Genomic DNA, 13095 nt, shown 5'->3' with positions numbered 1-13095 from the left:
ATGCCGGCGTAGGGAGTAGGTCACGATGACCATTGAGGACACACGCACGCCTGCCTCCAGCTCGAACGAGGGTGGCAACGAGGGCGGCAACGAGAGCGGGAAGTCCATCGGCTGGCACAAGGGATATGTCGAGGGTTCCCGCCCCGACATCCAGGTGCCGGTCCGCCAGGTGCACCTCACCAACGGCAAGGACGTGACCCTGTACGACACGTCCGGGCCGTACACCGACCCGAATGTCGAGACCGACGTCCGCCGCGGACTGCCGCCGTTGCGGGAGAACTGGATCATCGGCCGCGGCGACACCGAGGAGTACGCCGGCCGTCCCGTCCGCCCCGAGGACGACGGGATCAAGCACACCTCGCCCCGCGGCGGGCTCCGCAACCTCGACGCGGTCTTCCCCGGCCGACCCCGTCAGCCCCGCAGGGGTCGCGAAGGCCAGGCGGTGACGCAGCTCGCGTACGCCCGTCGCGGCGAGATCACGCCGGAGATGGAGTACGTGGCGATCCGGGAGAACGTCTCTCCCGAGGTCGTACGCGAGGAGATCGCCGCCGGGCGCGCGGTCCTGCCGGCGAACGTCAACCACCCGGAGATCGAGCCGATGATCATCGGCAAGCGGTTCCTGGTGAAGGTCAACGCCAACATCGGCAACTCCGCGGTGACCTCCTCCATCGAGGAGGAGGTGGAGAAGATGACCTGGGCGACCCGCTGGGGCGCGGACACGGTCATGGACCTCTCCACCGGCCGCAACATCCACACCACCCGCGAGTGGGTGCTGCGCAACTCCCCCGTGCCCATCGGCACCGTCCCGCTCTACCAGGCGCTCGAGAAGGTCGACGGCAAGGCCGAAGAGCTGACCTGGGAGATCTACAAGGACACCGTCATCGAGCAGGCCGAGCAGGGCGTCGACTACATGACGGTCCACGCGGGCGTGCTGCTGCGGTACGTGCCCCTGACCGCCCGCCGAAAGACCGGCATCGTCTCGCGCGGCGGCTCGATCATGGCCGCCTGGTGCCTCGCGCACCACAAGGAGTCGTTCCTGTACGAGAACTTCGAGGAGCTCTGCGAGATCCTCGCGGCGTACGACGTGACGTACTCGCTGGGCGACGGCCTGCGGCCCGGCTCGATCGCGGACGCCAACGACGAGGCGCAGTTCGCCGAGTTGAAGACCCTCGGGGAACTCAACACGATCGCCAAGCGTCACAACGTACAGACGATGATCGAGGGCCCGGGACATGTCCCGATGCACAAGATCAAGGAGAACATCGACCTCCAGCAGGAGATCTGCGAAGAGGCGCCCTTCTACACCCTGGGCCCTCTGACGACCGATGTGGCGCCCGCGTACGACCACATCACCTCCGGCATCGGTGCCGCCATGATCGCCTGGTGGGGTACGGCGATGCTCTGCTACGTCACGCCCAAGGAGCACCTGGGCCTGCCGAACCGGGATGACGTCAAGACCGGCGTCATCACCTACAAGATCGCCGCACATGCGGCCGATCTCGCCAAGGGGCACCCGGGCGCGCAGGAGTGGGACGACGCCCTCTCCGACGCGCGCTTCGAGTTCCGCTGGGAGGACCAGTTCAATCTGGCCCTGGACCCGGACACGGCACGGGAGTTCCACGACGAGACGCTGCCTGCGGAGCCGGCGAAGACCGCGCATTTCTGCTCGATGTGCGGGCCGAAGTTCTGCTCGATGAAGATCAGTAGAAGCATCACGGAGCAGTTTGGCTCCGATGAGCCTCTGACCGGCGACGATGAGATCATGACAGGCATGATGGCCAAGTCCGCCGAGTTTGCCGCGCAGGGCAACCGGCTGTACCTGCCAATTGCGGACTGATCTTCTGGCATCTCGGCGTCCCCCGGCACACATTCCGGGGGACGCTGCCGTTCTATGAGGCTCTGCGCACTCGGCAGGCTTCGAACCTGCAACGCTCTGATCCATAGGATCGGGCACCATGCCGTGGGGAGTAGCGACCGCCTCTCACCCCGATCGCTGGCTGAATGCCCACGTACGGAAAGTGCGACCTTGCCCGGATTCGCGCGGTTCACGGCTGGCAAGTCCTTGCCATGGCGAGGACTTGCCGTCATCAGGCCTTCTCGTCGGCGTTACTGGCCGATAGACCCATGGCATGTTCTCCCCCTCACGATCTTCCGCCTTCCGGCGCAGGCGCTGGCAGCTGATCTCGGCCGCCACCGCGGTGCCGCTGCTGGCGTCGGGGCTCGCAGTTCTGCAAGCGCCCGCTCAAGCCGCTCCGAACAAGCCCACCGTTCCCGCCAAGCCCTCGGCGACCCACAAGGTCACCCTGGTCACCGGCGACGTCGTCACGGTCAGCACGATGGCCGACGGCAAGCAGACAGCCGACATCGACCGGCCGGACAGCGCCGTCGGCGGTGTGAAGGTCCAGGAGATCAAGGGTGACCTGTTCGTCATCCCGGACGAGGCGGTGCCGCTGCTGGGCACGGACAAGCTGGACCGGCGGCTGTTCAACGTCACCGACCTGATCGAGATGGGCTACGACGACGCGAAGTCGGCCGTGGTGCCGCTGATCGCGACGTACGCCCAGCCGAAGTCCCGCTCGGCCGTCGAGCCGACGGCCCCCCGGGGCAGCAAGCTGACCCGCAAGCTCAAGGGCATCCGCGGTGCCGCGCTCAGCACCGAGAAGCGGCAGGCCCGCACCTTCTGGACCACCGTCGCGCCGCAGGGCCGCGCGACGTTGGGCGCGGGCGTGGCGAAGCTGTGGCTCGACGGTCGCGTGAAGGCCAGCCTGAAGGAGAGCGTGCCGCTGATCGGCGCGCCCGAGGCCTGGGCGGCCGGCTACACCGGCAAGGGCGTCAAGGTCGCGGTGCTCGACACCGGCATCGACGTCAACCACCCCGACTTCGCCGGCCTGATCGACGGCACGGCCAGCTTCGTGCCGGGTGAGGCCGTCACCGACGTCAACGGGCACGGCTCGCATGTCGCCGGCACGATCGTCGGTTCGGGCGCCGCCTCCGGGGGCGACAACAAGGGCGTCGCCCCCGGTGCCGACCTGTTCGTCGGCAAGGTGCTCGGCGGCGCGGAGGGCTACGGCCAGGACTCCTGGGTCATGGCCGGCATGCAGTGGGCCGCCGAGTCCGGTGCGGACGTCGTCAACATGAGCCTCGGCGACTCCTACCCGACGGACGGCAGCGACCCGATGTCGCAGACGGTCGACGCGCTGTCCGCCCAGTACGGCACCCTGTTCGTCATAGCCGCCGGCAACGCGGGCCCGGAGAGCATCTCCGCCCCGGGCGCGGCCGCCTCGGCGCTGACCGTGGCCGCCACGGACAAGCAGGACCGGCTCGCGTACTTCTCCAGTACCGGCCCGCTGGCCTACTCCGGCGGCATGAAGCCGGACATCGCGGCGCCCGGCGTGGACATCACCGCGGCCCGCTCGCAGGAGATGACCGACGGCGGCGAGGGCCTCTACCGCACCATCAGCGGCACCTCGATGGCCACCCCGCACGTGGTCGGCGCGGCGGCGATCCTGGCCCAGTGGCACCCGGACTGGACCGGCGCGCAGCTCAAGGAACACCTGATGAGCACCGCGAAGGGCCTGGACGGCGGGTACTCGCCGTACGAGGTCGGCACCGGCCGTCTCGACGTGGCCGCCGCCGTGCGCACCACGGTCCGCGGCACCGGATCGCTCTTCTTCGGCAACTACACCTGGCCGCACGAGCCGAGCGACGGCGCCGTCACGAAGGACCTGACCTTCACCAACTCCGGTTCCGCCGACGTCACGCTGAACCTGGCGCTGACCAACGACGGCGGCCCGTTCACGCTGGGAGCCACCACGGTGACCGTCCCGGCGGGCGGCACCGCCGCCGTCCCGGTGACCGGTGACCCGCAAGCCGCCTCGGCCGGCCGGCACGCCGGCTACGTGACAGCCACCGACGCCGCCACCGGGCAGCCGGTGACCCGCACGTCCGTGGCGCTGCTCAAGGAAGAGGAGCGCTACGACCTGAACATCAAGCTGGTCGGACGGGACGGCAAGCCCGCCGCCGGCTGGGTCACGATCAACCTGGCCGGCGACTTCTGGCCGTGGTCGCTCTACGTCGACGGCTCGACCACCATGCGCATGGCACCCGGCCTCTACACCGTCGCGGCGTACCTCGACGTGGCCGGCGAGAAGGCGGACCGCTCGGGTCTCGCCGTGCTGGTCGACCCCGAGACCGTACTCAAGGACGGCTCCGCGGACGTGGTGCTGGACGCGCGCAAGGCACGCCTGCTGCAGACCGAGGCGCCGCAGCGCACCGAGGACCGCCAGCGCAAGGTCGACTTCAACGTCCACTACAAGGGCCTCGACCCGTTCATGGACTACCGCAGCGCGTACGTGCTGCCGCCGACGTACGACGACGTCTACGTCGCGCCGACGGAGCCGATGAAGCAGGGCGAGTTCATGCTGACCACCCGCTGGCGCAAGGGCGAGCCGCAGCTCAGCCTGAGCACATCGGGCGGCCGGCTCCAGTTCGAGGCACTGGTGCAGGCGGGCAGCGCCCTGGGCACCGCCACGGACACGCTGGACGCGGTCTACGCGGGCAACGGCGCGGCGGCCGCATACGAGAAGGTCAGCGCCAAGGGCAAGGTCGTCGTCATCGAGCGCAGCGACGAGGTCTCGCCGCAGGAGCGCACCGAGGCCGCGGTCGCGGCCGGTGCGAAGGCGCTGATCGTGGTCAACGACGGTGTCGGTGCTCTGATGGAGTACGTCGGCGAGTCGCCCATCCCGGTCGCCACCGTGCACCGCGACGCGGGTAAGGCCCTTATCTCGACGGCCAAGGCCGGCATCTTCAAGCTGACCGCGAAGCAGACCGAGTACACGCCGTTCGTCTACGACCTCACCCGGGAGTACCCCGGCCAGGTGCCGGACCGGGCCCTGGTCTACAAGCCGACCAAGGATGACCTCGCCCGGATCGATGCCCGCTACTACTCGGCCACGGACGGCGGGGTGGCGGAGGGCTACCGGTCCGACTTCACCCTCAGCCCGTCATTCAACTTCCCCGAGCGCGAGTGGCACCCGGGCACCCGCACCGAGTGGGTGACGCCGGGCCAGGTCTGGAGGGAGTTCCACGCGCAGGGCGTCGACGGAGACCTGCCGTGGGTGATGGTGTCGGGCGACAACACGTATGCCAAGGGCAGCACCACCCGGCTGGACTGGTTCGCACCGGCGACCCGGCCCGGCCAGGGCGAGGCCTTCGGCGTGTACAACTCCCGCTGGCAGAACTACATGACCTGGAACGTGCAGGCGTGGGCCTCCGCCAGCGACAACATGCGGCTGGGCGGCTTCCTGCAGTGGGGTGAGACGCCGACCCACCTGCAGGTCTTCCAGGGCGACACGCTGATCCACGACAACCCGTACAGCACGGACATGCAGTGGGTGGAGGTGCCGGCGGGCAACCTGCCCTACCGCGCCGTCCTCGACGCGGAGCGGCCCGCTGACGTCTTCCGGCTGTCGACGCGCACCCACACCGAGTGGACGTTCATGTCCGACACCGTCGACTCGGAATTCTTCGAGCCGTTCTCGGTGCTGAACCTGAACTACAAGCTGGAGTCGGACCTGCACGGCGACGTCAAGGCCAATGCGACCCAGCAGATCGCGCTCAAGCCGGTGTCGATGGACCTCGGCACCGTGCCGGGCACCGTCACCACGGTGAAGCTGGACGTCTCGTACGACGACGGCGCCACCTGGCAGAAGGTGACCCTGACCAAGGGCGCCGGCGGCTACTGGACGGGTTCGTTCAGGACGGCGAAGAAGCCCGGCGGCTTCATCTCGGTCCGCGCGAGCGCCGAGACGGACAGCGGCTTCAGCGTCAAGAACGAGATCATCCGGGCGTACGGCCTGCGATGAACCGCACTGTCGGGCCCCGGGGAGGCGACTCCCCGGGGCCTTTCCCGTCACACCTGCTCCCAGCAGGGACTATTCAGGGTTTGCCGCCATGGCGCATACTCTCCCCGCTGCGGAAGGCGGAAGGGAGTCGGTCGCCGATGCTGGATGTTCTGGGCCTCGGACCCGATGACGAGCGCGTCTACCGGGCGCTGCTCGGACGGCCCGATTCCACCGCGATGCTGCTGGCGGATCTGCTCGTCGTATCGCAAGCCGACGTGGACAAGGCCTTGTCCCGCCTGGTCGAGTGGGGACTGGTGATCAGGTCGGCGGATGAGCAGTTCACCGCCGCGCCGCCGGCCATGGCGCTCGGAGCTCTCATCGGCCAGCGCCGAGACGGGCTGCGCATGGCTGAGCAGGCACTGGTGACCTTCGCCGAGGAACACCGGGCGGCGATGACCGGGAGCAGCATCAACGATCTGATCGAGGTCGTCTCGGGCGTCGATGCCATCCGTCATCGCTTCCTACAGGTGCAGCAGGCAGCCCGCACGCAGGTCCGCACCTTCATCACCGCACCGTTCGTCGCCGTGCCGCCCGACGAGAACACGGCCGAACCCGTGGCCATCGGCCGCGGCGTGCACTTCCGGGCGGTACTGGACCGGGCCGTGCTGGCAGAGCCGGGCATCATCACCGATGCGATCGATTCACTGCACAACGGCGTGCAACTGCGTGTCGCCGACCAGCTGCCGATGAAACTCGTGCTGGCCGACGCCGACCTCGGCCTTGTCCCGCTCGCGGTCACACCGGACGGAGAGCCCGGCGCCGTGCTGCTGCACCGCAGCGGCCTGTTGGATGCGTTGGACGCGCTGTTCGAGACGGTATGGCGCACCAGCCACCCGCTCGAGCTGTCGGGCACCGGCGGAGAAGCCGAAACCACCGTCGAGCTCGGTGCGGAAGGCCCGACCGACGTCGACCGAAGGATCCTCGCGCTACTGCTGGCCGGCGTGACCGACCCGACGGCCGCGACACAGCTTGGTCTGTCACCGCGCACGCTGCACCGACGCCTGCGCCACCTCATGGACATAGCCGGAGTTCGGACCCGGATGCAGCTTGGCGGTTACGCCATCCGACACGGCTGGGTAGAGCCACACTGAAGGTCCTGCGCCGTTCAGAAATGCGTCGCTGCAAGTCGTAGGGACCTGGTGGTGCTCGTAGCACGCACCCGTGATCGAGCTGAGCACGTTCACCTGTGCGAGCTGTGCATCCGTCAGCACGAGGGCGTCGCCCGGAGCTCCTGGGACCCAGATGCGGTTCAGGATGAACAGCGTGAACGCTGCCGCGACCCCGAGCAGAGAGAGCACGAGGAAGCCCACGATGGCCAGGGCGCACCCGCAGCCGCCACCGCCGAGCGCCCAGGGCCACCACCGCAGACGCGGGACGGGACCACCCGTCATCGGCGCGGCGTAGGCCAGTTGTCCATGCTCGGCATCCACCCGTCGCGGTCGTCACATCGGCCACCGCCTGGTCCGGCTGCGCCATCATGCACCTGCTCCGGCCGGGAGCCGACAGCGGGTCCTCGTGGTGGGGACGCTGCCCGACCTCACGCTGCTGCCCAAGTAGCGGCTGATGACTGGTTTATGACGACACATCCCTTCTCTTCGTGATTGCACCGGCCTTTTGGCGTCGGAACGGACACGGTTGGGCGGCAGGAAGGTGAACGTTCTCCCAGTAGTCGGGCAGCTATTGACCGCGTCTTTATGTGTGCCTTACGTTCCGCCTTGCTTGGCCGAAATTCGATGCGTCCCTGACAAAGGGAATGAAAGGAACCGAAGTGAGCTGGTACCTGGCTGTGCTCAAGAACTACGCCGGATTCGGCGGTCGTGCACGCCGCAAGGAGTACTGGATGTTCGTACTCTTCAACGTCATCTTCGCCCTGGTGCTGCTTGGCATCGGCGTCGCTCTCAAGACGCAGATCCCCTACGCGGTCTACCTCCTCGGGACGCTGATCCCGTCGCTCGCCGCCGCGGTTCGCCGACTGCACGACACCGGGCGCTCGGGCTGGTGGCTGCTCATTTCCTTCGTCCCCTTCGGCGGCATCGTCCTGCTCGTCTTCCTGGCGTCCGACGGTAAGCCGGAAGAGAACGAGTACGGCGTGAACCCGAAGCTCGCTCCCGCCGCGGCGTGAGTCGACGATCCGTCAGGATCGGACCAGGGGCCGGGCGCAGCATCGAAGCTGCCCCGGCCCTCGCCATGGAAACCGTCAGCTGTCAGCAGGGAATCCGTCAGTGCTGTCCCGCGCGGTAGAGGTCCCGTGGCAACGCGATCCCGGGTCCGTCTACTCGGGCTGGTGCTCCGGAGGGCCGAAGTCCGGGCTGGTGAAGTCCGGGCTGGTGAATGTCGGCCGGGAGCCGGCCGATGAGCCCTCGCTCGGGCTGGAGAAGTCGGGCCCGCTGTAGCCGACTTTCGGGATGCGGTTCACCCGGCGCGGTGGGGCCGGGGAAGCCGGGTCGGCGCTGGGGTCGGCGAGGGCGGCGCGCAGGAACGGGATGATTCCGCGCTCCAGGAGGGCGTGCCGCCAAGCTTCCCTGGCACGTGCCACCTCGTCGGGCAGTTCGCCCCCCGCCTCCTCGGCGGGCACCTGGGTCGCACCGTTCCGCAGGGCCGTGATCAGCAGGCCGATCGCGGCGGCCAGGAGACCCGCCGCCGTGAGTGCCCCGAAGAACCAGCCGGCCGTCACCAGGGTCTCCGCGAAGGACGGTTCAGGGCTCAGCGCCTTGAGGGCATAACCCACGAGCAGGAAGATCACCGCGGCGGTGCCCGCCAGGACCGGTGCCAGGACGGTGAGGACGGCACCGAAGCCGGCCCCGGCACCCGGTTCGGCCGCTTCACCGAGCGCGGGGCCCAGAACCGAGCTCTGGACCGATCCCGTGGAGGGCGAGCGCAGATCCTCGCGGACCTTCACGAAGTGCTCGTACTCCGCGGACGCGGCGCTGGTTATCAGTGCGGTGGCGTTGAGCGCCATCGTGCGTAGCTGTTCGGCGTTGAGTCGCTCCCCGACGGCGTCGAGATCCGGACGGTCGTGTGCGTTGCGCAGCGCGTCATCGAGGATGCGCTCGTATTCGGCGCGGTCCTCGGTCAGCAGGTGCGGAGCGCTGTTCATGTGCATCCCCCGATGCTCCGTAGGGCCGGATTGCCCGCGTGGGTGGGCAGTTGGGCGGAAACGGAGGAGAGCCTGCTACGGATAAGCCGATGGTAGAGCGGTTACGGCACGGGGTGACAGGGGGTTTCCGGAAATCGCCTTCCCCGGATTGGCTCAGCCATGCAGCGGGAGCTGCGCCACCAGCAGCTTTCCGGCCATGGTCACTCCGCCGTCCATCGCGATGGCGAGTCCGTCCGCGTACACATGAGGGCCCTCGACCACCGGACGCGAGCCCTCCTCACCGTCCGCCGCGTCCTCGGTGCCGACCTCGCCGAGCAGATACGGAATCGGGCTGTGGCCATGGACGATGCGCTGTCCGCCATAGGCGTCGAGCAGCTCGCGCACGGCCTGCGGTCCTTCGTCGTCACGGAAGGCGAAGCGCTTGGTGAACTTGCGGAAGAGGTCCCAGCACTCGTCGGCGTCGTTGCGGTTCAGGATCTCGTGGACGTTGTCGTTGACGTCCGCGATCGTGGTGCCGTACTCGAGGTAGGCGGTCGTGTCGGAGTGCATCAGCAGATGCCCGTCCTCCTCGACCACCGCGTCCAGCCGGGCCATCCACTGGAGGTGGACGTCCTGGAGGCGGTCCATGTCGTTCTTCTGGCCGCCGTTGAGGAGCCAGGCCGCCTGGAAGGTGGCGGTGCCGGCGCCGGAGTTGACGGGGGTGTCGCCGAAGCGCTTCGCGCCGATGAGCAGCAGCTCGTGATTGCCCATCAGGGCCTTGCAGTAGCCGCCGGCGGCCGCGGCCTCCGCGGAAAGCCGCATGACGAGGTCGATGACTCCGATGCCGTCGGGGCCGCGGTCGGTGAAGTCGCCGAGGAACCAGAGCCGGGTGTTGCCCGCCGACCATTGGCCCTCGGAGTCGATCAGGCCCTGCTCGACCAGCGCCGCGACGAGCTCGTCGAGATAGCCGTGGACGTCGCCGACGACGTAGAGCGGGCCGAGGCCGTCCTGGACGGCGGCCTGTGTCTCGACGGGCGCGACGGTCACCTGGACGGTGTCCCCACGGTTGATCACCGGCAGGTCGCGCTCGGTGGGGGTGTAGCCCTCCGGCGGCTCGTCCTCCGGATAGGCGTTACCGGGGTGATCGAGGACGTGTTCGTACGACGGCGCCTGCGACTGCACCGGGACCTGTGCGTACGGGGGCACCCGGAAGTCACGCAACGTCGCCGTCCGCACCACGGGTCCTTGACCGGCCCCCTGAGTCATCGACCCCTCCACCACCGTCGCGCCGCCGTACCCCGTCGGACCGGCCTGGTCGGGGAGGCCCGCGGTGTCGTGCGCCCATCATAGGAATGCGGCTCGTGCTGTGTGACGCACCAGGGGTGCTGAATCCGGGTACAGCCTCGGTTCGCTGGCCGTTTCGCCCGAATTGGGCTGGTCTAGGGCCTGATCCACAAGACGGGCCCTAGACCTGAGAGGGTGACCGCGGGTGGCTCACCGTCGTCCGCGGGGGGCGGCGCTGTGAGGACGTACGGACGATGAGTTCCGTCGGTATCACCTGCTCGACCGGCCCGCCTCCGTCGATGCCCTCGATCGCGTCGATGAGCAGCTGGACGACGGCGGTGCCGATCCTCCGGGGCTTGAGCGAGAGGGTGGTGATGGGGGGCTCGGTGTTGGCGTACACCGTGGACTCGCTGCAGCAGACCAGCAGCAGGTCGTCGGGCACGCGCAGCCCGTACCGCCGGGCCGCCGCGAGCAGATCGGTGCCGTTGGGGTCGAAGAGTCCGTAGACGGCGTCGGGACGGTCGGGGCGGGCGAGCAGTCGGTCGGCGGCGACGGCGCCCGCGCACGGGTCGTGCGCGGGGTAGGCCTCGTAGACGGGGTCCTGGCCGACCCGCTCGCACCAGTCGAGGTACGCGGTGGTCGACAACCGGGTGTAGGTGTCGGTGGAGGTACCGGTGAGCAGGCCGATCCGGCGGGCGCCGGCGGCGGCGAGATGGTCGAGCAGATCGAGTACGGCGGCTTGGTGGTCGTTGTCCACCCAGGCGGTGACCGGGAGGGTGCCGGCCGGGCGCCCGTCGGAGACGACGGGCAGGCCCTGGCGGACCAGCTCGGTGACGACCGGGTCGTGGTCGGAGGGGTCGATGACGACGGTGCCGTCGAGGGCGACGTTCGACCAGACGTCATGGCGTGAAGTGGCGGGCAGGATGACAAGCGCGTAGCCGCGGGCGAGCGCGGCGGAGGTCGCGGCTCTCGCCATCTCGGCGAAGTACGCGAACTCGGTGAAGGTGAAAGGTTCATCCCCGTACGTCGTCACGGTCAGGCCGATGAGTCCCGACTTGCCCGTACGGAGCGTTCGGGCCGCGGCCGACGGGCGGTAGCCCAGCCGGTCCGCGACCTCACGGACGTGGCGGCGCGTGGCGTCCGGCAGTCTGCCCTTGCCGTTGAGGGCGTCGGAGACAGTCGTGATGGAGACACCGGCAGCGGCGGCCACGTCCCGGATGCCCGCCCGACCTTGCCGGCTGCCCCGGCGGGATGTTTCCGTCCGGCTCACTTGGTGCTTCCCTGCTGCTGTCATGGCGAGCCGATAGTAGGGCGATGTCGTGCGGTTGGGCCGGTCGCATATGCAGCCGTTGACAGGCACGTTTCTGCATGGTGCGTAATGCCCAATTGCCTTAGAAACCAAGGGAGTTGGACACTTCCACACTGGTCTCACGGTTGTCGACCGGCATAGACCTGCCAAGGGCCCGAGGTCTCGAAGAGGTCTCAACTCACTACTACGGGCGATGCGCGCCACGGAGTGAGCCACCGGCGCGCGCCGGCTTGGGGAGCGCTCCCCCTTTTTCCGGGATCTGCCACCGCCCATTCGCAGGGGCCGGGAATCCTCATAAGGTGAGCAGTATTGGTGAGCCTGTACGACGGTCGAGGAGGACCTGCGGTGAGCGAGACGAGCCCGAAGCTGCGCCCCGAGCTGGACGGCATCCCCACCTACAAGCCGGGCAAGCCCGCCGCGGCCGGCGGTGAGGGACCCGCCGCCTTCAAGCTTTCCTCCAACGAGAACCCGTATCCGCCCCTGCCCGGGGTGATGGAGACCGCGGTCGCCGCGGCGGCGGGCTTCAACCGCTACCCGGACATGGCCTGCACCGGGCTGATGAACGAGCTCTCCGACCGTTTCGGGGTGCCGGTCTCGCATCTGGCGACCGGCACCGGCTCCGTGGGTGTGGCGCAGCAGCTGCTCCAGGCCACCTCGGGCTCGGGCGACGAGGTCATCTATGCGTGGCGGTCCTTCGAGGCATACCCGATCATCACGCAGATCAGCGGGGCGAAGCCGGTCCAGGTGCCGCTGACCTCGGGCGATGTGCACGATCTGGACGCGATGGCGGACGCGGTCACGGAGCGGACCCGGCTGATCTTCGTCTGCAACCCCAACAACCCCACCGGGACCGTGGTGCACCGCGCCGAGCTGGAACGGTTCCTCGACCGGGTGCCGTCGGATGTGCTGGTGGTGCTGGACGAGGCGTACCGCGAGTTCATCAGGGACGCGGACGTACCCGACGGCATCGAGATCTACCGGGAGCGGCCGAACGTCGCCGTGCTCCGGACCTTCTCCAAGGCCTACGGTCTGGCCGGCCTGCGGGTCGGCTTCGCGATCGCCCATGAGCCGGTGGCCGCGGCGCTGCGCAAGACGGCGGTGCCCTTCGGCGTCAGCCAGCTCGCCCAGGACGCGGCGGTCGCATCCCTGCAGGCCGAGGACGAACTGCTCGGGCGGGTCGGTTCGTTGGTCGCCGAGCGGACGCGGGTGTACGACGCGCTGGTGAAGCAGGGCTGGACCGTGCCGCCGACCCAGGCGAACTTCGTCTGGCTGCGCCTGGGCGAGCGTACGGTCGAGTTCGCGGGGGCGTGCGAGCGGGCCGGGGTCGTGGTGCGGCCGTTCCCGGGCGAGGGGGTGCGGGTCACGATCGGCGAGTGCGAGGCGAATGACGTCTTCCTGCAGACCGCGGAGGCGTTCCACAAGGATCTGTAGCCGGCCACGTCCCCCGGGGTGCGGCCACACCCCGGGAGTCCCCCGCCGGGGTGCGCTGCTGTAGCCCGGGAGTCCCCCGCCGGGGTGCGCTG

Annotated in this window: 8 protein-coding genes; 5 read left to right on the top strand and 3 right to left on the bottom strand. The window is 68.9% G+C overall.

Annotated features, from left to right (window positions below; genetic code table 11):
* The first annotated feature begins 25 nt into the window (after window positions 1–25).
* The 4 genes from thiC (at window position 26) to ACWCXB_RS15345 (ending at window position 8025) form a co-directional block, all read left to right on the top strand.
* Complete coding sequence (thiC, locus tag ACWCXB_RS15360; RefSeq protein WP_450722938.1) at window positions 26–1837, top strand: phosphomethylpyrimidine synthase ThiC; 1812 nt, start codon at window positions 26–28, stop codon at window positions 1835–1837.
* Window positions 1838–2129: 292 nt separating this feature from the next.
* Window positions 2130–5864, top strand: a complete 3735-nt coding sequence (locus ACWCXB_RS15355) for a S8 family peptidase (RefSeq protein WP_450722936.1) — start codon at window positions 2130–2132, stop codon at window positions 5862–5864.
* A gap of 137 nt (window positions 5865–6001) precedes the next feature.
* Window positions 6002–6994 (top strand): helix-turn-helix domain-containing protein, encoded by a 993-nt coding sequence (locus tag ACWCXB_RS15350; protein WP_450722934.1) that lies wholly within the window; start codon window positions 6002–6004, stop codon window positions 6992–6994.
* 677 nt (window positions 6995–7671) lie between these two features.
* Window positions 7672–8025: a DUF805 domain-containing protein gene (locus tag ACWCXB_RS15345; protein WP_450722932.1), complete on the top strand. Its 354-nt coding sequence runs from the start codon at window positions 7672–7674 to the stop codon at window positions 8023–8025.
* Window positions 8026–8175: 150 nt separating this feature from the next.
* On the opposite strand, the gene ACWCXB_RS15340 is transcribed toward ACWCXB_RS15345, so the two are convergent.
* The 3 genes from ACWCXB_RS15340 to ACWCXB_RS15330 form a co-directional block, all read right to left on the bottom strand.
* Entirely contained in the window at window positions 8176–9006 is an 831-nt protein-coding gene (locus ACWCXB_RS15340; protein ID WP_450722930.1) for a hypothetical protein, read from the bottom strand.
* A 147-nt stretch (window positions 9007–9153) separates the two neighbouring features.
* Window positions 9154–10260 (bottom strand): metallophosphoesterase, encoded by a 1107-nt coding sequence (locus ACWCXB_RS15335; protein WP_450722928.1) that lies wholly within the window; start codon window positions 10258–10260, stop codon window positions 9154–9156.
* A 184-nt stretch (window positions 10261–10444) separates the two neighbouring features.
* The gene (locus ACWCXB_RS15330; RefSeq protein WP_450722926.1) at window positions 10445–11557 is read right to left on the bottom strand and encodes a LacI family DNA-binding transcriptional regulator; all 1113 of its coding nucleotides are present in this window, start codon (window positions 11555–11557) and stop codon (window positions 10445–10447) included.
* A gap of 360 nt (window positions 11558–11917) precedes the next feature.
* Between ACWCXB_RS15330 and hisC the strand changes: the two genes are divergently transcribed.
* A complete protein-coding gene (gene hisC, locus ACWCXB_RS15325) occupies window positions 11918–13003 on the top strand; it encodes a histidinol-phosphate transaminase (protein ID WP_450722924.1) in 1086 nt (361 codons plus the stop codon).
* Window positions 13004–13095: the final 92 nt, after the last annotated feature.

Source organism: Streptomyces sp. NPDC001514 (assembly GCF_053597075.1).
Note: the sequence above shows the minus strand (reverse complement) of the source record. Positions and strands in the feature narration are given on the sequence as shown.

Coding starts and splice junctions, on each gene's coding strand:
- thiC (WP_450722938.1), top strand. CDS start 26: ATGACCATTGAGGACACACGCACGCCTGCCTCCAGCTCGAACGAGGGT.
- ACWCXB_RS15355 (WP_450722936.1), top strand. CDS start 2,130: ATGTTCTCCCCCTCACGATCTTCCGCCTTCCGGCGCAGGCGCTGGCAG.
- ACWCXB_RS15350 (WP_450722934.1), top strand. CDS start 6,002: ATGCTGGATGTTCTGGGCCTCGGACCCGATGACGAGCGCGTCTACCGG.
- ACWCXB_RS15340 (WP_450722930.1), bottom strand. CDS start 9,006: ATGCACATGAACAGCGCTCCGCACCTGCTGACCGAGGACCGCGCCGAA.
- ACWCXB_RS15330 (WP_450722926.1), bottom strand. CDS start 11,557: ATGACAGCAGCAGGGAAGCACCAAGTGAGCCGGACGGAAACATCCCGC.